19 protein-coding genes are annotated in these 20,559 nt (G+C 64.4%); 10 read left to right on the top strand and 9 right to left on the bottom strand.

Annotated features, from left to right (window positions below; genetic code table 11):
• Window positions 1-103: 103 nt before the first annotated feature.
• The 9 genes from UP06_RS40350 to UP06_RS41740 all read left to right on the top strand — a co-directional run bounded on the left by UP06_RS40350 (window position 104) and on the right by UP06_RS41740 (window position 8,925).
• On the top strand, window positions 104-2,236 hold the full coding sequence (locus tag UP06_RS40350) for a PAS domain-containing sensor histidine kinase (RefSeq protein WP_245305605.1): 2,133 nt from the start codon (window positions 104-106) through the stop codon (window positions 2,234-2,236).
• 149 nt (window positions 2,237-2,385) lie between these two features.
• Complete coding sequence (locus tag UP06_RS32480; protein WP_045007785.1) at window positions 2,386-3,555, top strand: cytochrome P450; 1,170 nt, start codon at window positions 2,386-2,388, stop codon at window positions 3,553-3,555.
• A gap of 562 nt (window positions 3,556-4,117) precedes the next feature.
• On the top strand, window positions 4,118-5,068 hold the full coding sequence (locus UP06_RS32475; RefSeq protein WP_045007811.1) for a sulfonate ABC transporter substrate-binding protein: 951 nt from the start codon (window positions 4,118-4,120) through the stop codon (window positions 5,066-5,068).
• 2 nt (window positions 5,069-5,070) lie between these two features.
• Window positions 5,071-5,193 (top strand): hypothetical protein, encoded by a 123-nt coding sequence (locus tag UP06_RS42485; RefSeq protein WP_283806048.1) that lies wholly within the window; start codon window positions 5,071-5,073, stop codon window positions 5,191-5,193.
• Window positions 5,194-5,209: 16 nt separating this feature from the next.
• Window positions 5,210-6,373 (top strand): FMNH2-dependent alkanesulfonate monooxygenase, encoded by a 1,164-nt coding sequence (ssuD, locus tag UP06_RS32470; protein WP_045007784.1) that lies wholly within the window; start codon window positions 5,210-5,212, stop codon window positions 6,371-6,373.
• The gene (gene ssuC / locus UP06_RS32465; protein WP_045007783.1) at window positions 6,370-7,176 is read left to right on the top strand and encodes an aliphatic sulfonate ABC transporter permease SsuC; all 807 of its coding nucleotides are present in this window, start codon (window positions 6,370-6,372) and stop codon (window positions 7,174-7,176) included. Before ssuD ends, ssuC begins: the two co-directional genes overlap by 4 nt.
• A gap of 20 nt (window positions 7,177-7,196) precedes the next feature.
• The gene (locus UP06_RS32460; protein ID WP_045007782.1) at window positions 7,197-8,054 is read left to right on the top strand and encodes an ATP-binding cassette domain-containing protein; all 858 of its coding nucleotides are present in this window, start codon (window positions 7,197-7,199) and stop codon (window positions 8,052-8,054) included.
• A 34-nt stretch (window positions 8,055-8,088) separates the two neighbouring features.
• A complete protein-coding gene (locus tag UP06_RS32455) occupies window positions 8,089-8,670 on the top strand; it encodes a flavin reductase family protein (protein ID WP_045007810.1) in 582 nt (193 codons plus the stop codon).
• Between the two features lie 99 nt (window positions 8,671-8,769).
• On the top strand, window positions 8,770-8,925 hold the full coding sequence (locus UP06_RS41740) for a hypothetical protein (RefSeq protein WP_045007781.1): 156 nt from the start codon (window positions 8,770-8,772) through the stop codon (window positions 8,923-8,925).
• Between the two features lie 128 nt (window positions 8,926-9,053).
• Here the strand turns inward: UP06_RS41740 and UP06_RS32445 are convergent, their stop codons facing one another.
• The 9 genes from UP06_RS32445 to UP06_RS32405 form a co-directional block, all read right to left on the bottom strand.
• A complete protein-coding gene (locus UP06_RS32445) occupies window positions 9,054-10,202 on the bottom strand; it encodes a M20 family metallopeptidase (protein ID WP_045007809.1) in 1,149 nt (382 codons plus the stop codon).
• Between the two features lie 388 nt (window positions 10,203-10,590).
• Window positions 10,591-11,976 carry a sigma-54-dependent transcriptional regulator FlbD gene (flbD, locus tag UP06_RS32440; protein WP_045007780.1) on the bottom strand — a complete coding sequence of 462 codons (1,386 nt, stop codon included), beginning with the start codon at window positions 11,974-11,976 and terminating at the stop codon, window positions 10,591-10,593.
• A 53-nt stretch (window positions 11,977-12,029) separates the two neighbouring features.
• Window positions 12,030-12,380: a flagellar motor switch protein FliN gene (gene fliN, locus UP06_RS32435; RefSeq protein ID WP_045007779.1), complete on the bottom strand. Its 351-nt coding sequence runs from the start codon at window positions 12,378-12,380 to the stop codon at window positions 12,030-12,032.
• Window positions 12,381-12,383: 3 nt separating this feature from the next.
• On the bottom strand, window positions 12,384-13,004 hold the full coding sequence (locus UP06_RS32430; RefSeq protein ID WP_045007778.1) for a FliH/SctL family protein: 621 nt from the start codon (window positions 13,002-13,004) through the stop codon (window positions 12,384-12,386).
• Window positions 13,004-14,098, bottom strand: coding sequence for a flagellar motor switch protein FliG (fliG, locus tag UP06_RS32425; protein WP_045007777.1), 1,095 nt, complete (start codon window positions 14,096-14,098; stop codon window positions 13,004-13,006). The genes UP06_RS32430 and fliG overlap by 1 nt, the downstream gene beginning before the upstream one ends.
• An 18-nt stretch (window positions 14,099-14,116) precedes the next feature.
• Window positions 14,117-15,727: a flagellar basal-body MS-ring/collar protein FliF gene (gene fliF / locus UP06_RS32420; RefSeq protein WP_045007776.1), complete on the bottom strand. Its 1,611-nt coding sequence runs from the start codon at window positions 15,725-15,727 to the stop codon at window positions 14,117-14,119.
• Between the two features lie 192 nt (window positions 15,728-15,919).
• Entirely contained in the window at window positions 15,920-16,195 is a 276-nt protein-coding gene (sciP, locus tag UP06_RS32415; protein ID WP_002714638.1) for a CtrA inhibitor SciP, read from the bottom strand.
• A 340-nt stretch (window positions 16,196-16,535) separates the two neighbouring features.
• Entirely contained in the window at window positions 16,536-17,258 is a 723-nt protein-coding gene (locus UP06_RS32410) for a flagellar hook assembly protein FlgD (RefSeq protein WP_045007775.1), read from the bottom strand.
• A gap of 13 nt (window positions 17,259-17,271) precedes the next feature.
• Window positions 17,272-18,903, bottom strand: coding sequence for a flagellar hook-length control protein FliK (locus UP06_RS32405; RefSeq protein WP_045007774.1), 1,632 nt, complete (start codon window positions 18,901-18,903; stop codon window positions 17,272-17,274).
• Window positions 18,904-19,216: 313 nt separating this feature from the next.
• Between UP06_RS32405 and mnmA the strand changes: the two genes are divergently transcribed.
• A complete protein-coding gene (gene mnmA / locus UP06_RS32400; protein WP_045007773.1) occupies window positions 19,217-20,398 on the top strand; it encodes a tRNA 2-thiouridine(34) synthase MnmA in 1,182 nt (393 codons plus the stop codon).
• The last annotated feature ends 161 nt before the right edge of the window (window positions 20,399-20,559 follow it).

Below are 20,559 nucleotides of genomic sequence, written 5' to 3'. Positions count from 1 at the left end.
AGTTCTGACGAGAAGGTCCTCGGTTTTGCCAGATGACCAGAACAAAGCAGTCGCCGGAAGGCATTCAACGGTTTCCCGGTTGAACGAACAGCCGACACTTCAATTGATCTACGATACCGCGCCGATCGGTCTCGCCTTCCTTTCTCCGGACTGCCGATATCTTCAGATCAATCACCACTTGACCGGTATCTGCGGAATCTCGGTGGCAGATCATTTGGGGCGCAGGGTGCGGGATTGCGTACCGGCTCTGGCGGACGCGGTGGAGGGTATTGTCGGCTCGATCATGAGGAACGGGGAGCCGGTTCTCGGTGTCGAAATTGCGGGCCAGATCGACGACCGTTCGTGGATTTCCTATTGGCACCCGGTTCGCAACGCGTCAGGCGAGATCGTCGGCGTCAATGTGGCCGCGGAGGAAACCACCGAACGCAAGCGTGCGGAGGCGGTGCTCGTCGCCAACGAGAAGGCGTTGCGCGAAAGCGAAGAACGTTTTCGCGAACTCGCCGATAACCTCAGCCAGTTTGCCTGGACCGCTGATGCCACGGGTTCGATATACTGGTACAATAAGCGCTGGCACGACTATGCAGGCACGACGCTGGAAGAGATGCAGGGGTGGGGCTGGCGGAAGGTCCATCACCCCGATCACGTGGACCGCGTGGTCCAGCATATTCAACGAAGCTTTGAGACCGGTACCCCTTGGGAGGACACTTTTCCCCTCCGGAGCAAGGATGGCGGCTATCGCTGGTTCCTGTCCCGGGCCTTGCCGATCCGCAACGAAGCCGGTGATGTCATACGTTGGTTCGGCACCAATACCGATGTGACAGAGCAGATAGAGGCGGAGAACGCGCTACGGATAAGCGTGGAGCGGCAGACGGCGACGGCCGACATCCTGAAGGTGATCGCCAGTTCGCCGTCGGACGCTCAGCCGGTGTTCGATGCGATTGCGACGCGCTCGAGCCGGCTGGTGGACGCCCATTCGACCACCGTGCTCCGCATCGTCGGCGACATGGTGGAAGTGGCCGCTTTCACGTCCATGGGTGCGGAAGCGGACAAGGCGTTGCTCGGATCGTTTCCGCGACCGGTCGCGACCGATCCACTCCTCGAACTCGTTCGCGACGGTCAAGTGATGGAAATTTCCGACAGCGATTCCTCGTTGGGAATCAGGGCGGGGGTGAGGGCTATCGGCCGCGCTCGCGGATTCCGCAGTATCTTGTTGACGCCGCTGAACAGCGAGGAGGGGCTCATCGGTCTGATCAGCATCACCCGCAGGGAGCCGGGAGCGTTTGCCGAACATCACGTGCAGTTGCTGCGAACGTTTGCGGATCAAGCGGTCATAGCGATCAAGAATGTCCGCCTGTTCGATCAGGTGCAGGCGCGGACCCAGGAACTGTCGGCCTCGCTTGAAGGACTGCGCGCCGCCCAGGGTCGCCTGGTGCAGACCGAGAAGCTGGCGTCTCTTGGGCAACTCACCGCGGGAATCGCTCATGAAATCAAGAATCCGCTAAATTTCGTCAACAATTTCTCCGCGCTCTCGTCGGACTTGGTCGATGAGTTGAACGATACGCTGCAGGACGTGGCGCTCTCTGACACGGCCCGGGACGAAATCGACGAACTCACATCGATGCTCAAGGGCAATCTCGCGAAGGTGGTTCAGCACGGCCAGCGCGCGGATTCCATCGTGAAGAACATGTTGCTGCATTCGCGTGAAGGAGAAGGCGAACTGCGACCCACCGATATCAACGCGATGGTCGAGGAGAGCCTAAATCTCGCCTATCACGGGGCGCGTGGGGAAAGCCCCTCATTCAATATTACCCTGCGGCGCCATCTCGATCCAAATGCCGGTATGGCCGAGGTTTACCCACAGGAGATCACGCGTGTGCTTCTCAACCTCCTCTCCAACGGCTTCTATGCCGCCGCCAGGCGCAAGGAGGCCGACGGCGGTGAGGGCTTCGAACCGTTGCTGGACGCGACCACGAAGAGCCTAGGTGACCATGTCGAAATCCGGGTTCGCGACAACGGTGCTGGCATTCCGCCGAATGTCATGGAGAAGATGTTCAATCCGTTTTTCACCACCAAACCCGCCGGGGAAGGCACCGGTCTGGGCCTGTCGATGAGCCACGACATCGTGGTGAAACAGCATGGCGGAAAAATCGACGTCGCAACCGAACCGAACGGATTTACCGAATTCATCGTCACTCTGCCGAGGACGTTCGCATCCAGGTCCGGCGACCGGAATTGAGCATCTATGGCTTGTTTTCGACGCTGCCAAAAGTCGGGCACGTCAACCCGACGTACTGAGACACTCTCTGTCCCTATCGCTAGGGACAGACGTCGGCACCTGAGTTCGCTAGTCTGGCCTGGATCACACGAGAATCCAGGGAGCCTGCTGTGAGCACCGCGCCGCGCATCGATATCGACCCGGCCTCGTTCTGGGCCGATCCCTATCCGATGCTCGCGAAGCTGCGGAAAGAAGCGCCGATCGCCTTCGTGCCGCAGCTCGGCTCGACGCTGCTCAGCTGCCGCGACGACATCTCGATCTCGGAGAAGCAGATCGACGTGTTCTCCTCGCACCAGCCGGCAGGGCTGATGAACCGGCTGATGGGCCACAACATGATGCGCAAGGATGGCGAGGCGCATCAAATCGAGCGGCGCGCGATGTTTTCGACGGTGTCGCCGAAGACGGTGAAGGCGCACTGGACCGCGCTGTTCCAGGCCCACGCCGACCGCATCATCGATCGCATCGAACCGGGCGCGCGGATCGACTTCATGCGCGACTTCGCGCTGCCGTTCTCCGGCGAGTGCCTGAAGTCGATCACCGGCCTCACCAATATCAGTTTCCACGACATGGATGCGTGGTCGCAGGGCATGATCGAGGGCATCGCCAATTACGGTGGCGATCCCGCGGTCGAAGCGCGCTGCCATGCGGCGACATCCGGCATTGATGCTGCGATCGACGACATCCTGCCGGTGATACGCAAGAATCCCGATCAGAGCATCCTGGGCGTGCTCGTTGCCTCCGGCATGCCGATGGAGAACGTGCGCGCGAATGTCAAACTCGCGATCTCGGGCGGTCAGAACGAGCCGCGCAAGGCGATCGCCGGGACGGTGTGGGCGCTGCTGAGCCATCCCGAGCAGCTCGATCTCGTGCGCAAGGGCGAAGTGTCCTGGCTCCAGGCGTTCGAGGAATACGCCCGCTGGATCTCGCCGATCGGCATGTCGCCGCGGCGGATCGCCAAGCCGTGGTCGATCCGCGACGTCACCTTCGAAACCGACGAGCGCGTGTTCCTGATGTTCGGCTCGGCCAACCGCGACGAGAAGCATTTTGAGCGGGCCGACCAGTTCGACGTACGTCGCGACACCTCCAAGAGCGTGGCCTTCGGCGCCGGCCCGCATTTCTGCGCCGGTGCCTGGGCCTCGCGCGCCATGATTGCCGACGTCGCGCTGCCCACCGTGCTCGCCCGCGCCAAGGAGCTCGAGATTGCCGACGACGAGCCGGTGCGGATCGGCGGCTGGGCCTTTCGTGGGCTGCTCAATTTGCCGGTGAGATGGCTGCAATAGTTCGTAGCGTTTCTGTGCTTCGCACCAAGGCGATTGAGGCGCGCGCTTTCCTCAGTTCCGGCGTCATCGCCCGCGAAGGCGGACGATCCAGTACGCCGCGGCAGTCGTGTGACGCATCGACGTCTCTGGGATACTGGATTCCCCGCCTTCGCGGGGAATGACAGCGAGGCGGTGGAGAGAGCTTCGCGCCACAGCAGCTCCCACTCCGCCATCATGCCATCATGCCCCTGTTTTGCCCGACGGGGCAAACGACGACGGGTCAAACGACTTAGCCTCTCACCTAAGCCATTGATCCGGCTATCGTCGGCTACTGTGCATGGGGTTGTTTTTCACCTTTTACGTTCGGCCTGGGAGCATTGGCCCAAATCCGCGCGACTCTCACATTCGCGTGCGGAAAAAAATCCCTCTGCAGGAGCGCGGGCGCTTGAAAGATTAATCATGCGCTTGTCGCAAGCGCAGTGCTCGCATCGCTATTTTTCCGCCTGTCTCGACACCTCCGACAACCCGCACCATCATTCTCCAAACCTGAATGATGACGGCCGGGTGCGGCTGGGAGCTTGGAATGCAGCGTCGGGACTTTCTGAGACTGTCCGTTGGAACCGCAGCCGCGGCTGCTTTTGCGACGCGCGCAACCGCGCAGGGCGCGGTGAAGGAAATTCGTATCGGCTACCAGAAGACCGGCGTGCTGGTTATCACGCGCCAGCAGGCGACCTTGGAAAAACATTTCACCCCGCAAGGCATCGAGGTCAAATGGGTCGAGTTCTCATCGGGTCCGCCGATGATGGAAGCGATGAATGTCAGCAGCATCGATTATGGTGCGGTCGGTGATTCCCCGCCGGTGTTCGCCCAGGCCGCAGGCGCCGCGATCGTCTATGCCGCTGGCCAGCCCATCACTAACGGCCAGGGCATCCTGGTGCCGAAGGATTCGCCGATCCATGCGATCGCCGATCTGAAGGGCAAGCGCGTCGGCTTCACCAAGGGGTCCAGCGCCCATAACGTGGTGGTGCAGACGCTGGAGAAGGCTGGTCTCACCTATGCCGACATCACCCCGGTCTATCTGACGCCGCCGGACGCCGGCCCTGCGTTTGCCAATGGCAGCGTCGACGCCTGGGCGATCTGGGATCCGTATTTTGCGATCGGCGAGACCAAGCAGGGCGGCCGCATCCTGATCAATGCGCGCGAAGTGACCAAGACCAATTCCTTCTACATCGCCAACCGCGATTTCGCCAGGAACCACGGCCCCATCCTGCAACAGATCGTCGACGTGACGACCGCGACCGGTCAATGGGCCGAACAGCACCGCGACGAGGTTGCCAAATCGCTGGCCGCGGTGACCGGCGTCCCGCTGGACATCCAGACCGTCGCCGCCAACCGCTCGAACTTCGTGATCGGTCCCGTCACCGACGACATCGTTGCGACCCAGCAGGGCGTCGCCGATCGCTTCTACAAGCTCGGCCTGATCCCGAAGCCGGTCGTCATTCGCGACATCGTCTGGCGCAGCGCGGCGACCTGATCGTGCCGACCAATCTCCCCATATCAAAAGGTCTAGACATGAGGCGCATCGTTCAACGTCTGATCGCAGCCATCGTCCTGTCGATCGGCATCGTCGCCGCGGCGGTCGGCACGTCCTACGGCTAGTCATCGGAGTACATCCATGAGCCAATCCAAAAGCAACATCCTCTGGTTCCTGCCGACCCACGGTGACGGCCGCTATCTCGGCACCGGCATCGGCGGCCGCGAGGTCAACTTCAACTATCTGCGCCAGGTCGCGCAGGCCGCCGACCAGCTCGGCTATTACGGCGTGCTGCTGCCGACGGGGCGATCTTGCGAGGATTCCTGGGTCGTTGCCTCCAGCGTTGCGCCGTTCACCGAGCGGCTGCGCTATCTCGTGGCGGTCAGGCCCGGTCTGCAATCGCCGACCGTTGCCGCGCGCATGACGGCGACGCTCGACCGCATCACCAATGGGCGGCTGCTGGTCAACGTCGTTACTGGCGGCGATCCCGTCGAGAACAAGGGCGACGGCATTTTCCTCGGCCATGACGAGCGCTACGAAGTCACCCGCGAGTTCCTCAACGTCTATAGCGACCTGCTCGCGGGCAAGACGGTGAACGTCGAGGGCAAGCACATCCACATCGAGGATGGCAAGCTCCTGTTCCCGCCCGTGCAGTCGCCGCGGCCGCCGCTCTATTTCGGCGGCTCCTCGGATGCCGGCATCGATGTCGCCGTCGACGCTGTCGACAAATATCTCACCTGGGGCGAGCCGCCGGCTCTGGTCGCCGAGAAGGTCGCGAAGGTGCGTGAAGTCGCAGCCGCCCGCGGCCGCAAGCTCTCCTTCGGCATCCGGCTTCACGTGATTGTCCGCGAGACCAACGAAGAAGCCTGGAGCGCCGCCAACGAGCTGATCAAGCATGTCAGCGACGACACGATCGCCACCGCGCAGAAGAACTTTGCGCGCATGGACTCCGTCGGCCAGCAGCGCATGGCGCAGCTCCATGGCGGCAAGCGTGACAAGCTCGAGATCGCTCCCAACCTCTGGGCCGGCGTCGGCCTGGTGCGCGGCGGTGCCGGCACGGCGCTGGTCGGCGATGCCCAGACCGTCGCGGCCCGCATCAAGGAGTATCAGGATATCGGCATCGATACCTTCATCATGTCCGGTTACCCGCATCTCGAGGAAGCCTATCGCTTCGCCGAGCTGGTGTTCCCGCTGCTCTCGCTGGAGCAGCCCAGCAACGTGACCAAGCTCCACTTCAATGGTGGTCCCTTCGGCGAGACGGTCGGCAGCGATTACCGTCCGCAGCACCGGGTGTCGCAATCATGAGCCTCATCGACAGCATTTCGCTTCCGCGCAACTTCCGTCTGCCGCGCGTCGACGGGCTGATCCAGTGGATCGTGCCGCTCGGCATCGTCGTGGTCTGGCAGATCGCCTGCGTCACCGGCTTCGTGCCGACCCGCGTGCTGCCCGCGCCGAGCGACGTTGCGCTGGCCGGCTGGAAGCTGCTTCTCTCCGGCGAGCTCATCCGCAACATCTGGGTCTCGTTCTGGCGCGCCTCGATCGGCTTTCTGATCGGCGGCAGCATCGGCTTCGCGTTTGGCCTTGCCAACGGCCTGTCGCAGCTCTCGGCCAAGCTGACCGACACCACGCTCCAGATGGTGCGCAACGTGCCGCATCTGGCGCTGATCCCGCTGGTCATCTTGTGGTTCGGCATCGACGAGAGCGCAAAGCTGTTTCTGGTGGCGCTCGGCGTCTTCTTCCCGATCTACCTCAACACGCTGCACGGCATCCGCACCGTCGATCCGCAGTTGATCGAGATGGGCCGGATCTACGGCATGAGCAACAGCGAACTGTTCCGCCGGGTGATCTTCCCGGGCGCGCTGCCCTCGATCTTCGTCGGCATCCGTTTTGCGCTCGGCATCATGTGGCTGACCCTGATCGTCGCCGAGACCATCGCGGCCTCCTCGGGCCTCGGTTACATGGCGATGCAGGCGCGCGAGTTCATGCTGATCGACGTCGTCGTGCTCTCGATCCTGATCTACGCCCTGCTCGGCAAGCTCGCCGACAGCGCTTCCCGTGTGCTGGAGCGGGCGACGCTCTCCTGGCACCCCGCCTTCCAGAAACGTTGAGCAGAAATACTGGGAATCACATGCAGACAGCCCTTCGTACCTCCCTTCCGGAAGCCGAGCTCGCCAGCCGCGCCAATTTCGCGCCGACGGCCCGTGTGGTGCGCGAGGAGCGCCAAGAACGCCAAGGGCACCAGGTGCAGAGCAGCGGCCTGCCGCTCAGCATCCGCGGCCTGCGCAAATCCTTCGGCGACAACGAGGTGCTGCGCGGCATCGATTTGCACATTCCCGCCGGCCAGTTCGTGGCGATCGTCGGAAAAAGCGGCTGCGGCAAGAGCACGCTGCTGCGCCTGATTGCGGGCCTCGAGAAGATCGATGCCGGCAGCATCAGCTTCGGCGATGCGACGGTTCAGCCCGAGGACATCCGCGTGATGTTCCAGGAGCCGCGGCTGCTGCCCTGGGCGCGGGTGCTCTCCAATGTCGAGGTCGGTCTCGGCCGCGACCGTTCATCCAGCGATGCGCATGCACGCGCCGAGAAGGCGCTTGCCGAGGTCGGATTGACCGACAAGCGCGACCAGTGGCCCTCGGTGCTGTCAGGCGGACAGAAGCAGCGCGTCGCGCTCGCCCGCGCGCTGGTCTCCCACCCGCGCGTGCTCGCTTTCGACGAGCCGCTCGGTGCGCTGGACGCGCTGACCCGGATCTCGATGCAGCGGCTGCTGGAGCGGGTCTGGCGCGACCAGGGCTTTACCGCGATCCTGGTGACCCACGACGTCGCCGAGGCGGTGGCGCTGGCCGACCGGGTGCTGGTGATCGACGAGGGCCGTATTGCCCACGATGTCATGGTTAACACGGTCCGGCCACGCGAGCGCGGCTCGGTCGAACTCGCAGGCCTCGAAGGCTCGATCCTGAGCCATCTTTTGTCGGCGGAAGATCGTACCTAAATAGAGAGGAACCCCGCTTTCGGGGGTGCATGCCATGAATGTAGTCCCCCGCGATCTCATGACCGAAATTCCCGTCTCGTCTGCCGATTTCCGCGGCGCCATGCGCCACCTCACCGGCGGCGTCAGCGTCATCACTGCCGGGCGGGGCAGGGACATTACCGGCATGACGGTGACCTCGGTGACCTCGCTGTCGGTCGATCCGCCGACGCTGCTGGTCAGCATCAACCGCGACGCCTCGTCCTTCCCGCTGATCCGCCGCCACGGCGCCTTCGGCGTGAACATCCTCGCGGCCGACCAGCTCGACATCGCCGAGCGCTTTGCCGGCAAGGGCGGGCTGAAAGGCGCCGATCGCTTTGCAGGCAGCCAGTGGGTGACGGCGGTCTCGGGCGTTCCGCTGCTGGTCGGTGCATTGTCGGCGGTCGATTGCGAGGTCGAGGAGATCGTCGAGCGGCATTCGCATGGCATCGTCATCGGCCGTGTCAGGGACATCAAGAATTCGACCCGCAACGCGGCGCTGGCCTATTGGCACGGCCAGTATGTGGCAGTCGACCAGGACGAGGACGCCGCAAAGCTCGCGGACGTCAGCGTTCCCGCGCGCAGCCGGCGCGGCGTTTGAGCGGCTGCGCCACAGGCGGCGGAGGCTGGCCTTTTCTTCATCATCGCTCTAGAAGCGCTGGCTGAGCCTTTCCGTCCGGGAAGGCAATGGAGCGGAACGATGAAGCGCGTCGGGACCTGGGCCTTCTACGCCGTCGGCGCGCTGGCAATCGCCTATCTCGCGCTCTACGCCTATGCGATGTTTCGCGGCCAGCCGTTCGTGCCGGGCGACCCCATCCACATTTTTCGTAGGCCGGATGCGCCGAGTTATTCGTAAAGTTTTGCTCGGTCTCGTAGGGTGGGCAAAGCGAAGCGTGCCCACCACTTCTATCCAACGAAGATAAACGGTGGGCACGGCGCAAGTGCGCCTTTGCCCACCCTACGGCACCTACGCAGTCCGCGAATTCACCCCCGCAAAATCGCCAGCGCCAGCGCCTGCGCGCGCGGCACGATGCTGTCGAGCTCGAGATATTCCTCCGGCGAATGTGCGAGGCCACCGACCGGCCCGACGCCGCAGATGGTCGGCGTGCCGACCGCGGCGGTGAAGCCGGAATCGGCGCAGCCGCCGGAGAATTCGCCCTGGAGCGTGGTGAGGCCGGCCTGCTTTGCGGCCGCCTGATAGCCTTCGAACAGCGCCTTCGAGCTCTCGCTCTGCACGACCGGCACGAACTCGCCCTTGATGGTCAGCACAGCGCTTGTGCCGGGCACGGAAGGCGTGGCGACGATCCGTTCGATCTCGGCCATCACCGTGGCGCGATCGGCGGGATTGACGTAGCGCATGTCGATCTGGCCCTCGGCTGAGGGCGCCGTCGTGTTGACGGACTGGCCGCCCGCGACCAGGCCGACATTGAGCGTGATACCCTTGGTGAGATCGGTCAACGCGTGGATCTGGATGATCTTGTGCGCGAGCTCGCCGATCGCGCTGATTCCGGCGGCGAAATTGGCGCCGGAATGTGCGGCTTTGCCGGTGATGGCCATGTGCATGAAGATGCCGCCCTTGCGGCTGGTGACGACGTTGCCGGTCGGGCGGCCCGGCTCGGAATTGAACACCGCGCGCGCGGTGCGCCCCTCGCGCTCGATCACCGGCCGCGACGAGGGCGAGCCGATTTCCTCGTCCGAGGTGATCAGCAGCTTGATCGGGTGCGGGTTGCCGCCGAATTTGTGGAAGGCGGTGGCCACGAACACGTTCATGACGAGGCCGGCCTTCATGTCGGCGACGCCGGGCCCATAGGCGCGCTTGTCTTTGATCGTGAACGGACGGCGGGTGGCCTCGCCCTTTCCGAACACGGTGTCGCGATGTCCCATCAACAGCACCGGCTTCTCGTTGCTGCCGGGCTTTGCGACCTCGGCATGGAGGGCGTCGCCAAAGGTACCGTGGCTCTCCCGCCGGGAGGGAATGCCGTGCTCGGAAAAATGCCGCTCGAACCGCGCACCGACCGCATCGACGCCTTCCTTGTCATAGGACCCGGAATCGATGTCCACGACGTCGCGCAACAGATCGATCATCGCCTGCCGCTGCGACGCCAGCCAATCGGTGATTTGAGCTTCAGACATGTTCATCCTCGCGTGGTCCTCGGTGGCGCTTATAGGGCTTTGCGCGGGCGCGACCTAGTCGCCGGATGCGGTGCGGCCATGTGTTCAGTCCCGTAGCCCGGATGGAGCGAAGCGAAATCCGGGAATCCCGATCGCGAAGCGAACCCCGGATTGCGCTTCGCTCCATCCGGGCTACGAGACCTTTCCCCGTCACCCTGAGGTGCTCGCCTCTTCGGCGAGCCTCGAAGGGCGACGGCCCGGCTGCGTCAGTGGCCGTTCGTCCTTCGAGGGTCGGCATGCGCTGCATGCCGAGCACCTCAGGATGACGGGGTGGGCATGTACGTCGCGGCAGCAAAAGAAATGCCCGGGACCAGCCCGGGCATTCGTATCCTCATTATTTGCAGAAGCTCTACGCCCCCACCATCGGCATGCGCGGATACTCGCCGGGCGTGCCGGCGGGGGTGATCGGGATGCCGCCGTCGGAATATTCGTTGAGCTTGTTGCGCAGGGTGCGGATCGAGATGCCCAAGATGTTGGCGGCGTGGGTCCGGTTGCCGAGGCAGTGCTTCAGTGTTTCCAGGATCAGGTCGCGCTCGACGTCCGCGACGGTGCGGCCGACCAGGGCGCGGGTCACCTGCTCGGCGGCGAACGTGGCATGCGCCACTGCCGGCACGGTCTTGGCGAGATCGAGGCGGTCGCCATCCGGCGTGAGGATGGCGTCGGGTCCGATCTCGTCGCCCTGCGCCATCAGCACCGAGCGGTGCATGGTGTTTTCGAGCTCGCGGACGTTACCTTGCCAGCGGTTGGTGGACAGCACGCGGCGGGCGTCCGCCGAGATCGGGCGTACCGGCACGCCGTTGGCGTCGGCATATTTCTTCACGAAGTGCTGAGCGAGTTCGAGAATGTCGGCAGGGCGCTCGCGCAGCGGCGGGATCTTCAGGTTCACGACGTTGAGGCGGAACAGCAGATCCTCGCGGAACGTGCCTTCGCGCACGGCTTCCGCCAGATTGCGGTTCGAGGTCGCGATGATGCGGATGTCGACCGGAACCGGCTTGGTGCCGCCGACGCGATCGATCACGCGCTCCTGGATGGCGCGCAGAAGTTTCGATTGCAGTCGGACGTCCATCTCCGAGATTTCGTCGAGCAGCAGCGTGCCGCCGGTCGCTTCCTCGAACTTACCGATGCGGCGGGCGATCGCGCCGGTGAAGGCGCCCTTCTCATGGCCGAACAGCTCGGACTCCAGGAGATGCTCGGGGATTGCGGCGCAGTTGATCGAGATGAACGGCCGCTTGGCGCGTTGCGAGCGGGTATGGACATAGCGCGCCAGCACTTCCTTGCCGGTGCCGGATTCGCCGGTGACCATCACCGAGGCGTCGGAACCCGCGATCTGCTGGGCGAGCTTGACGACCTTCGCCATCGCTTCGTCGCGATAGATCAGCTCGCGGGAATCGTTGGCCACTGCGGCCAGTACGGCTGCGATCAGCTCCGGATCCGGCGGCAGCGGGATGTATTCCTTGGCGCCGGCATGGATCGCGGCGACCGCGGCGCGGGCATCGTTGGTGATGCCGCAGGCGACGATCGGGGCGTGGATGTGCTCGGCCTCGAGCCGCATCACGAGGTCGCGGATGTCGAGGGCGACATCGACCAGCAAGAGGTCGGCGCCCTTGCCGCCGCGCAGCACGCGCATCGCCTGATCGAGATCCTCGGCGTGGGTCACGGTGGCGCCGTTCTCCATCGCGATCTTGGTGGCGGTGGTGAGCTGGCCCTTGAGTGTGCCAACGATGAGAAGCCGCATGTCAGTCTCCTGTCCGTCTGTTCGCGCTGCCGCGCGTCATTCCCTGTATGGCGCTAGCCGCGTTCAGTTTTGATGATTTCCGTCATGGTGACGCCGAGCTTGTCCTCGACCAGCACCACCTCGCCGCGAGCGACGAGCTTGTTGTTGACGTAGATGTCGATGGCCTCGCCGACGCGCCGGTCGAGCTCGAGCACGGTGCCGGGTCCGAGCTTCAACAGCTCGCCGACATCCATCTTGGAGCGGCCGAGCACCGCCGAGACCTGCACGGGCACGTCGAACACGGCTTCGAGGTCGGCGGCGACGCGGGCCGCATATTCTTCCTCATTGTAGCTGACGTCGTTGCCGGTCGGCGGCATCGGGCCGTTGAGATCGGGCAGCGGGACCTGTCCATCGGTGTCACTCATGGCTTAATTCCCCCTGCGGGACGCGACATAGCGTCCGACCAATTCGTCCACCTTGGCCGCGATGGCGGTGCGCTCCAGCACGACGCCGCCATCGGCCCATTCGATCCGGCAGTCGCCGGTCGCAATCTCGGGCTCGGCCAGGATCACCAGCCGTCCTTCGAAGCCGCTCTGCTTGGCGAGCCGCTCGATCTTCTCGCGCGCGCTGTCATAGAGCGCGTCATTGATGCGGACGACGAGATGCGGCGTCGCGACCAGATGCGAGAAGCAGTCCTTGACCAGCGCCATGATCTCGCCGAGCGGCTCGGCGGCGACCAGGTCGGCGCAGAGTTTGCGCGCCACCGCGACCGCGACATCGACCGCCTCGGTCTCCATCTTGCTCTCGATATTGCCGATGCCCGCCGCAATGCCCCGGATGCCGATGTTGATTTCTTCCATGGCAAGCGCGACGCGGCGGTCGCTCTCCGCCTTGGCCTCGCGCTGGCCGGCGGCAAAGCCGTCCTGATAGGCACGCGCTTCGGCTTCCGCGACCTTCTGCGCGATCTCGGCCGCGGTCGCGGCCTTCTCGCGCGTCCGGTCGGGCGCGGCGAAGTCGGTATCGAACAGGAATTTTGCGGGCGCGCCCATCAATACACCAGCTCGTCGTCAGCGCGGTTCTTGGTCAGCATGATCTCGCCCTTGGCGGCGAGGTCCTTGGCGAGGTTGACCAGCAGCGCCTGGGCCTCGTCGACGTCGCGCAGCCGCACCGGGCCCATCGCCGCCATGTCGTCCTGGAGCATCTTGGCCGCGCGCGAAGACATGTTGCCGAAGAAGAAGTTGCGGACGTCCTCGTTGGCGCTCTTCAGCGCCACGCCGAGCTTGTCCTTGTCGACGTTGCGCATCAGGGTCTGGGCCGAGCCGGAATCGAGCTTCACGAGGTCATCGAAGGTGAACATCAGCGCCTTGATGCGCTCGGCGGATTCGCGATTGTCCTCTTCCAGCGAGGTGATGAAGCGGGTTTCGGTCTGGCGGTCGAAATTGTTGAAGATTTCCGCCATCACCTCGTGGGCGTCGCGGCGGCGGGTCTGCGAGAGATTGGACATGAATTCGGTGCGCAGCGTCTTCTCCACACTCTCGATCACCTCCTTCTGCACCGCTTCCATCTTCAACATGCGGTTGACGACGTCGAGCGCGAGGTCCTCGGGGAAGATTCCAAGCACGCGGGCGGCATGCTCCGGCTTCAGCTTCGACAGCACCACCGCGATGGTCTGCGGATATTCGTTCTTGAGGTAGTTGGCGAGGACCTCTTCCTGCACGTTGGAAAGCTTCTCCCACATGTTGCGCCCCGCAGGGCCGCGGATCTCGTCCATGATGCCGTTGACGCGCTCGGGCGCCAGATATTGCTGGAGCAGCCGCTCGGTGGCGTCGAAATTGCCCATCAGCGCGCCGGAGGCCGACATGCGCGAGACGAATTCGAGCAGCATGTCCTCCACCGTGTCGACCTCGACGGTGCCGAGCGTCGACATTTCCAGCGAGAGCTGGCGCACCTCGTCGTCGTCGAGCAGCGACCAGATCTTGCCGCCATATTGCTCGCCGAGCGCCAGCATCAGGATGGCGGCGCGCTTCGGCCCCGCCACCGCTTCGGTCTTGGCGCTGCCCACGCGGCTGCCGGCACGCTGACCGAGCGTGGAGATCACGCTGGTGATGTCGTTCGAGTTGGCGTTTTGCAGGTTGCCGGCCATGTCAGTTCACTTCTCGAATCATTTCGCGGGTTCGGTCAGCCATTGACGGATGATGGCGACGGTTTCGTTGGGGTTGCGCTCGGCGAGCTCGCCGACGCGATGAACGGACTGGGCGTGGACCTGGCCCTGAACGGTGGCGACGTCGATCGCGCTGGCGGCACCGCTCGGCAGCAGCGCCTGGCCGGCCGGCGTGTCCTCGTCCGAGGCGGCGGGGCCGGTGAGGGCGCCGGAAATGGCGGCGGCAACCTCCTCGGAGGCCAGGATGCGCTTGACCAGCGGCCGGATCACCATGAACAGCACGACCAGGCCGAGCAGCATCATCACGCCGAGCTCGACGAAGTACATGACATCGTCTTTGGTGAACTGGAGCATGCCGAGGAACCCGCTCGGCTCTGCGATCGGGGCGGTGGCGGGGGCATCGGCAAAGCGCAGATTGACGACCTCGACCTGGTCGCCGCGCTTCTGGTCGAAGCCGATCGCCGAGCGCACCAGGGTGGCGATGCGGTCGAGCTGCTCCTTGGTGCGGTCGGTGTAGGCGAGCTCGCCCTTGTCGTTCTTGGTGTAGATGCCGTCGACCAGGACCGCGACCGAGATGCGGTTGACCCGGCCGACCTCGGTCACCTCGGTCTTGGTGGTGCGGGAGATCTCGTAATTGTTGGTCTCTTCGGTCTTCTTGCTCTGGTCCTTGGCCGCCGCGCCGCTGTTCTGCTGGTTGCCGGGCAGCTCGTTGTTGACCGTGACCTGGCCGTTATTGTCGGCGGTCATGCTCTGCTCTTCGCGGGTCTGGCTCGAGCGCAGCACGCGGCCCTCGGGATCGAACTTGTCGGAGGTCTGGGTGACCTTGTTGAAGTCGAAATCCGCGGAGAGCTGGACGCGGGCGCGGCCGGAGCCGACCACGGAGGAGACGATGTCCTCGACCTGCTTGCGGATCCGCTTCTCGTAGGCGGTGCGACGCTCGTCGCCGACCGCCTGCTCCGGATCGGTCGCAGCACCATCGGCGAGCAAGGTGCCGGCCTCGTCGACAATCGAGACCCGCTGTGGCTTCAACCCGTTGACGGCAGAGGCGACGAGGTGGCGGATGGCACGGATCTGCTGCGCTTCCAGCGAGCCGCGGACCCGCACCACGATCGAGGCCGACGGCTCCGGCGCCTCACGCGAGAACAGCGGGCGCTCGGGCAGCACGAGATGGACGCGGGCGGCCTGGATGCGGTCGATGGCGCGGATGGTGCGGGCGAGCTCGCCTTCCAGCGCGCGCAGATGATTGATGTTCTGGACGAAAGAGGTGGTGCCGAGCGCGTCCGACTTGTCGAACACCTCGTAGCCGACCCCGCCGCCCTTGGGCAGGCCGCCCTCGGCGAGCTTCATCCGCAGCCGGGTGACCTTGTCCTTCGGCACCATGATGACGCTGCCTTCATTGCGCAGCTCGAACTGGATGCCTTGGCGCTCCAAGTCTTTGATAATTCCGGAAGAATCTTCGACGCTGAGGTCGGTGAACAGCGTCGTCATCTGCGGCGTGGTGACGCGCATGATGACAAAGGCAAAGAAGCCGATGAGCGCGGCGGTGACCGCGATCATCGCCCCGAACCGGGCGGCGCCGATACCCTTCAAAAATTCCGCAAGACCTTGCAAGCAACCGCCCCAACAGATTCGGCTGCTTTCCCTGGAAAGGCCGACTGGGCAATTATTGCCTAGGTGATGGTTTCGATATGGTTAACGAAGGTTAAGAGCTCGGACAAAAGTCGCGCCAAAAAGAAACATGAAAAAAATCGGCCTCGCATCGCGAGACCGATTTTCGTCAAAAGCCGCAGATTTCCGGATCGCTTACTGGCGATATTGCTGGATGCGGGTGGTGCGAAGACCCGCCAGACCGTGCTGGTCAATGGAAAACTGCCAGGAGAGGAATTCGTCGACCGTCAGGGTGTAACGGCTGCAGGCCTCCTCGAGCGAGAGGAGTCCGCCACGAACGGCGGCGACGACTTCAGCCTTGCGGCGGATGACCCAGCGTTTGGTGCCGGGTGCGGGCAGATCTGCAATCGTCAGCGGACTGCCGTCCGGCCCGATGACGTATTTTACCCTCGGGCGATGGGGTTCTGTCATGGCGTACTCACAAACTCTCAACCACTGAACTCACGCCATAACCGTACCCACGCCGGCTTAAAAATCCGCTAAGCCTAAGGCTTCAATACAATTCTCGTTGAAACTTGCGGGAACGCGACCGGCCGGCGGGCTGAACACATGGTTTCAGCCGGCCGGGCGGGGTCTTCGTAAATACTTTACTAACTTTCGCTGTCGTCCCGGCGTAGGCCGGGAGGCCATAACCACAGGGAGAAATTTGGCGAAGACTCGCAGTGGAGGAGTCTTTCGCGGTACTGCTACCTGCGTCTCATAGATACATCACGCGGTATGGGTCCCGGCCTTCGCCGGGACGACACTTACCTTAGCTGCCGGTGCTGCTGCTGGTGGCGACGATGCTCTTCACCTGGCTCAGCGTGTAGCTGTTGCCGTCGATCGTGAGCAGCGGCGGCGACTGGGTCAGGTCGACGGACGACACCGTGCCCTGCACCTGGGCCGCGATGCCGACGTTGTTGCCCGAGACATCCTTGCCCGTCGCCGTGATCGTATATTTTCCGTCCGGCCACTGCGTGCCGTCATTGCCCTGGCCGTTCCAGGTGAAGGGAACGTCGGAGGCCGCACCGGCAGTATATTTTCCGGTGAACACGGTCTGGCCGCTGGAATTGGCGATGGAAATATCGACGGTCGCGTCGGTCGGCACGTTGAGATGCCAGGTCGCCGACGAACTCGTCATGGTCGCGGTGGTGCCGTCGACCACGGCGGTCTTGCCGACGAAGCCCAGCGCCTGGGTTGCCTGCGTGGTCTGTTGCAGGGTGACGAGCTGGGACAGCGAATCGTTGGTCTTGAGCTGTTGCTCGACGCCGGCGAACTGCACCAGCTGCTGGGTGAACTGGTTGGTGTCGAGCGGATCGAGCGGGTTCTGGTTCTGGAGCTGCGTCGTCAGCAGCGTCAGGAAGGTCTGGAAATTGCCGGCGAGCGTTGCGCCGGTGGTCGAGCCCAGGCTCGAGCTCGACGAGGATGACGACGATGACGTCGAGGTCGTGCCGGAGACGACGGCAGGTGCGGTGGCGGAATTCGTGGTGGTCATTGGCGAATACTCCTCACACTCTGATGTCGACGCCGCTGCTCGATCCGAGCATGCGGCCGTAGCTGCGGCTCACGGGCGCCGCGGGAGTTGCATCTTCGTCGCTGATGATCAGCCGGCGGGCATTGCCGTTATTGTCGTTGTTGTTGCCGGAGTTCTGCCCCGACGAATTCTGGTCGCGCAGGCTGAACGAGAGCCCGTTGCTGCCGGTCTTCAGCCCGGCATCGTCGAGCGCGCGCTGCAATTGCGGCGCGTCCTGCTTCAGCAGCGACAGCGTCTCCGGCTTCTCGACGGTGAGATGCGAGGTGACCTGGCCGTTGCGGTCGACATTGATGCGGACGTCGATGCGGCCGAGATCGACCGGATCGAGGCTGATGTCGAAGCGGGTCTTGCCGGCGCGCGCGGCGGCTGCGATCTCGACCGGGATGCCGCTGATCGGCACCGCCGTCGATGTCGCCGCGGTCGCGGTGAGCGTCGCGGTGGAAGCGGTGGCAGTCGATGTCGTATTGGTCAGCGGCGCCTGCACGGCGTTGGCCGCCTGCGCGCTGCTGTCCGTCGCGCTAGCGGTAGCCTGCGCGTCGGCATGGACGTGCGTGGTGGGTGCGGCCGGCGTGGCATCGACAGTACGGTCGGCGGCACCGGCCTTTGCGTCGGTCGCATCGGCGTCGGCCTGCGGTTTTGCGGTCTGCGGATGCGCGGCGGCGTTGGTGGTCGCAGTCGCCGCGGCAGTCTGCGTAGTGGTTGAAGCTGCGGTCTTGCCCGCATCCTGGCCGATATTGGAGACGTCGCTCGCGCCCTGCCCCGTCGCGGCGGCCTTGAACGAGGTATTCGGCGTGCCCTGGTCGACCGCGACAAGCTGTGCGGCGTTCGCCTTGGCATCGGTTGCGGTGGCGTCGGTGGCCGTTGCGGCGGCATCGCCAAGCGCGGTCTTCGCATCGGTGGTCTTGGCATCACCGGTCTTGCCGGTCTTGGCGCCGGTGGCGGTCGCATCAAGCTTGGTGCCGGCGATCTGCGCCGCGGTCGAGGCGCTGGCGGCGATGCCGGCAGCCGCGATCGTCAGCGGCGAAGAGGCAGCGGAGGTAGCCTGGTTGGCGGCCGCGTTCGGATCGATCGGCACGACGGGCGCGGCAACGACAATCGCGTTCGGATCGGGCACGGCTTGCGTCGCCGTGGTCTGGGCGTTGGCCGAAGCATCGACCGCGGCGGCGAGGCCATCGGTGCCGTCGGTCTTGTCACTCTTCGAGCTGTCGGATTTGTCGCCCGACTTGGTGGCGGAGGCGTCGGACTTGTCCTTGGTCTTCCCGCTCGCCTTGGCCGGATCGGTCGTGGTGTCGGTGCTGGCCTGCGTCGTGGAATCGGTGCTGTCGCTCGCCTGGCTCTGCGAGGATTGATCATCGGTCGAGGAGCTGTCGCGCGTGCTCCGGTCGGACGAGGAGGAGGACGACGATGACGATGAGGAATCACTGCGTCGCGGAGCGGTGTCTTGGGTCGAGGACGACGCGCTGTTGCTGATCGCCTGGGTGTTGCTGTCGACCAGCGCACCGAAGGAATCGTTTGGGGAGCTGTTCGAGCTCTGCGATCGGGCAGGCTTCTGCTGCACGCTCGAAACCTGCGTGCTTGCAGCTACGTCTGACGTGACACCAACCACAGGCGATCCCTCAAAAACATCTTCGGACCAGGAGGTTAGCAAGGAGCGGGCCAGCTCCGCGCGAAGCCATTTTATATAGTAAAATCAATATCTTGATGAATCGGCGCCAGCGCCGCGAGGCCCCCTTCGGCCCCGCCATTTCTGCCGCCCCGGCAAGAATTGCCCTAAGCTTTGGGCCCGCGCGATTGCTTCACCGGAAGGCCGCCTATATTAAAGGGTGCTCTCAGCCGCTTTCGACCGGGCAAGTCAGCCCCCCGGGGGAACCGAAGTTCCCGGGGACCGCCGATGTCCCGGCTCAAGGCATCAGGAACCCATGCTCAACAGTCTGGATCTCGAAGGCCGTCCGCAGGACACCAGGGTCGTCGTCGCCATGTCGGGCGGCGTCGATTCCTCGACGACGGCTGCGCTGTTGAAGGCCGAAGGCTATGACGTCGTCGGCATCACGCTCCAGCTCTACGACCACGGTGCGGCGACCCATCGCAAGGGCGCCTGCTGCGCCGGCCAGGACATCCACGACGCCCGCGACGTCGCCGCAAAACTCGGCATTCCCCATTACGTGCTCGACTACGAGGACCGCTTCCGCGAGTCCGTCATCGATAATTTTGCCGACAGCTACGCGCTCGGCGAGACGCCGGTGCCGTGCATCGAGTGCAACCGCTCGGTCAAGTTTCGCGACCTCTTGAAGACTGCCCGCGAGCTGGGCGCCACTGCGCTTGCCACCGGCCATTACGTCGCCTCGCGCCGTCGCGACGACGGCTCGCGCGCGCTGGTGTGCGCTGCCGATGCCGATCGCGACCAGAGCTATTTCCTGTTCGCGACCACGCAGGAGCAGCTCGACTACTTACGCTTTCCGCTCGGCGACATGACCAAGCCCGAGACGCGCGAGCTCGCGCGTCGCTTCGGCCTCTCCGTCGCCGACAAGCACGACAGCCAGGACATCTGCTTCGTGCCGACCGGCCGCTACACCGACATCATCACCCGGCTGCGGCCGAATGCGATGGACCCCGGCGACATCGTCGATCTCGACGGTCGCGTGCTCGGCCAGCATCACGGCATCGCCAATTTCACCATCGGCCAGCGCCGCGGCCTCGGCATCGCGGCAGCCGCGCCGCTGTTCGTGGTGCGGCTGGACGCGGCCAACCGCCGCGTCATCGTTGGCCCGCGCGAGGCGCTGAGGATGCACCGCATCAGCTTGCGCGACGTCAACTGGATCGGCGACGGCGACATCGACCGCGCCATCGGCAATGGCCTCGAGATGTTCGTGCGCGTGCGCTCGACCCGCAGCCCCCAGCCAGCCTGGCTGCGCGGCAGCAACGGTCATTACGAAGTCGAGCTCATCGCCGGCGAGGAGGGCGTCTCGCCCGGCCAGGCCTGCGTGTTCTACGACGCGCCCACCGGCCAGGCCCGCGTGCTCGGCGGCGGCTTCATTCAGAGCGCCGCGGCAAAGGTCGCGAGCAGCACAGCGCGGCCACTCGCTGAAGCGGTTCGCGGGTAATCATGAGTTCGGATCGCGCTGCCGCAGCACCGGAAGTGCGCTCCCTCTCCCGCTTGCGGGGGAGGGTTGGGGAGGGGGCTCTCTCTACACGCGATATCTCGCGAGCGGAAAGAACCCTCACCCGGCGCTACGCGCCGACCTCTACCGCAAGCGGGAGAGGC

Source organism: Bradyrhizobium sp. LTSP857, from assembly GCF_000938285.1.
Lineage (GTDB): Bacteria > Pseudomonadota > Alphaproteobacteria > Rhizobiales > Xanthobacteraceae > Bradyrhizobium.
Note: the sequence above shows the minus strand (reverse complement) of the source record. Positions and strands in the feature narration are given on the sequence as shown.

Excerpts from the sequence above, each read along its gene's own strand:
- fliG (WP_045007777.1), bottom strand. The coding sequence starts at position 14,098 with ATGGCCGGCAACCTGCAAAACGCCAACTCGAACGACATCACCAGCGTG.
- UP06_RS32410 (WP_045007775.1), bottom strand. The coding sequence starts at position 17,258 with ATGACCACCACGAATTCCGCCACCGCACCTGCCGTCGTCTCCGGCACG.
- UP06_RS32445 (WP_045007809.1), bottom strand. The coding sequence starts at position 10,202 with ATGTCTGAAGCTCAAATCACCGATTGGCTGGCGTCGCAGCGGCAGGCG.
- UP06_RS41740 (WP_045007781.1), top strand. The coding sequence starts at position 8,770 with ATGAAGCGCGTCGGGACCTGGGCCTTCTACGCCGTCGGCGCGCTGGCA.
- UP06_RS32430 (WP_045007778.1), bottom strand. The coding sequence starts at position 13,004 with ATGGGCGCGCCCGCAAAATTCCTGTTCGATACCGACTTCGCCGCGCCC.
- UP06_RS32455 (WP_045007810.1), top strand. The coding sequence starts at position 8,089 with ATGAATGTAGTCCCCCGCGATCTCATGACCGAAATTCCCGTCTCGTCT.
- fliN (WP_045007779.1), bottom strand. The coding sequence starts at position 12,380 with ATGAGTGACACCGATGGACAGGTCCCGCTGCCCGATCTCAACGGCCCG.
- flbD (WP_045007780.1), bottom strand. The coding sequence starts at position 11,976 with ATGCGGCTTCTCATCGTTGGCACACTCAAGGGCCAGCTCACCACCGCC.
- UP06_RS32460 (WP_045007782.1), top strand. The coding sequence starts at position 7,197 with ATGCAGACAGCCCTTCGTACCTCCCTTCCGGAAGCCGAGCTCGCCAGC.
- sciP (WP_002714638.1), bottom strand. The coding sequence starts at position 16,195 with ATGACAGAACCCCATCGCCCGAGGGTAAAATACGTCATCGGGCCGGAC.
- mnmA (WP_045007773.1), top strand. The coding sequence starts at position 19,217 with ATGCTCAACAGTCTGGATCTCGAAGGCCGTCCGCAGGACACCAGGGTC.
- UP06_RS32475 (WP_045007811.1), top strand. The coding sequence starts at position 4,118 with ATGCAGCGTCGGGACTTTCTGAGACTGTCCGTTGGAACCGCAGCCGCG.
- ssuC (WP_045007783.1), top strand. The coding sequence starts at position 6,370 with ATGAGCCTCATCGACAGCATTTCGCTTCCGCGCAACTTCCGTCTGCCG.
- ssuD (WP_045007784.1), top strand. The coding sequence starts at position 5,210 with ATGAGCCAATCCAAAAGCAACATCCTCTGGTTCCTGCCGACCCACGGT.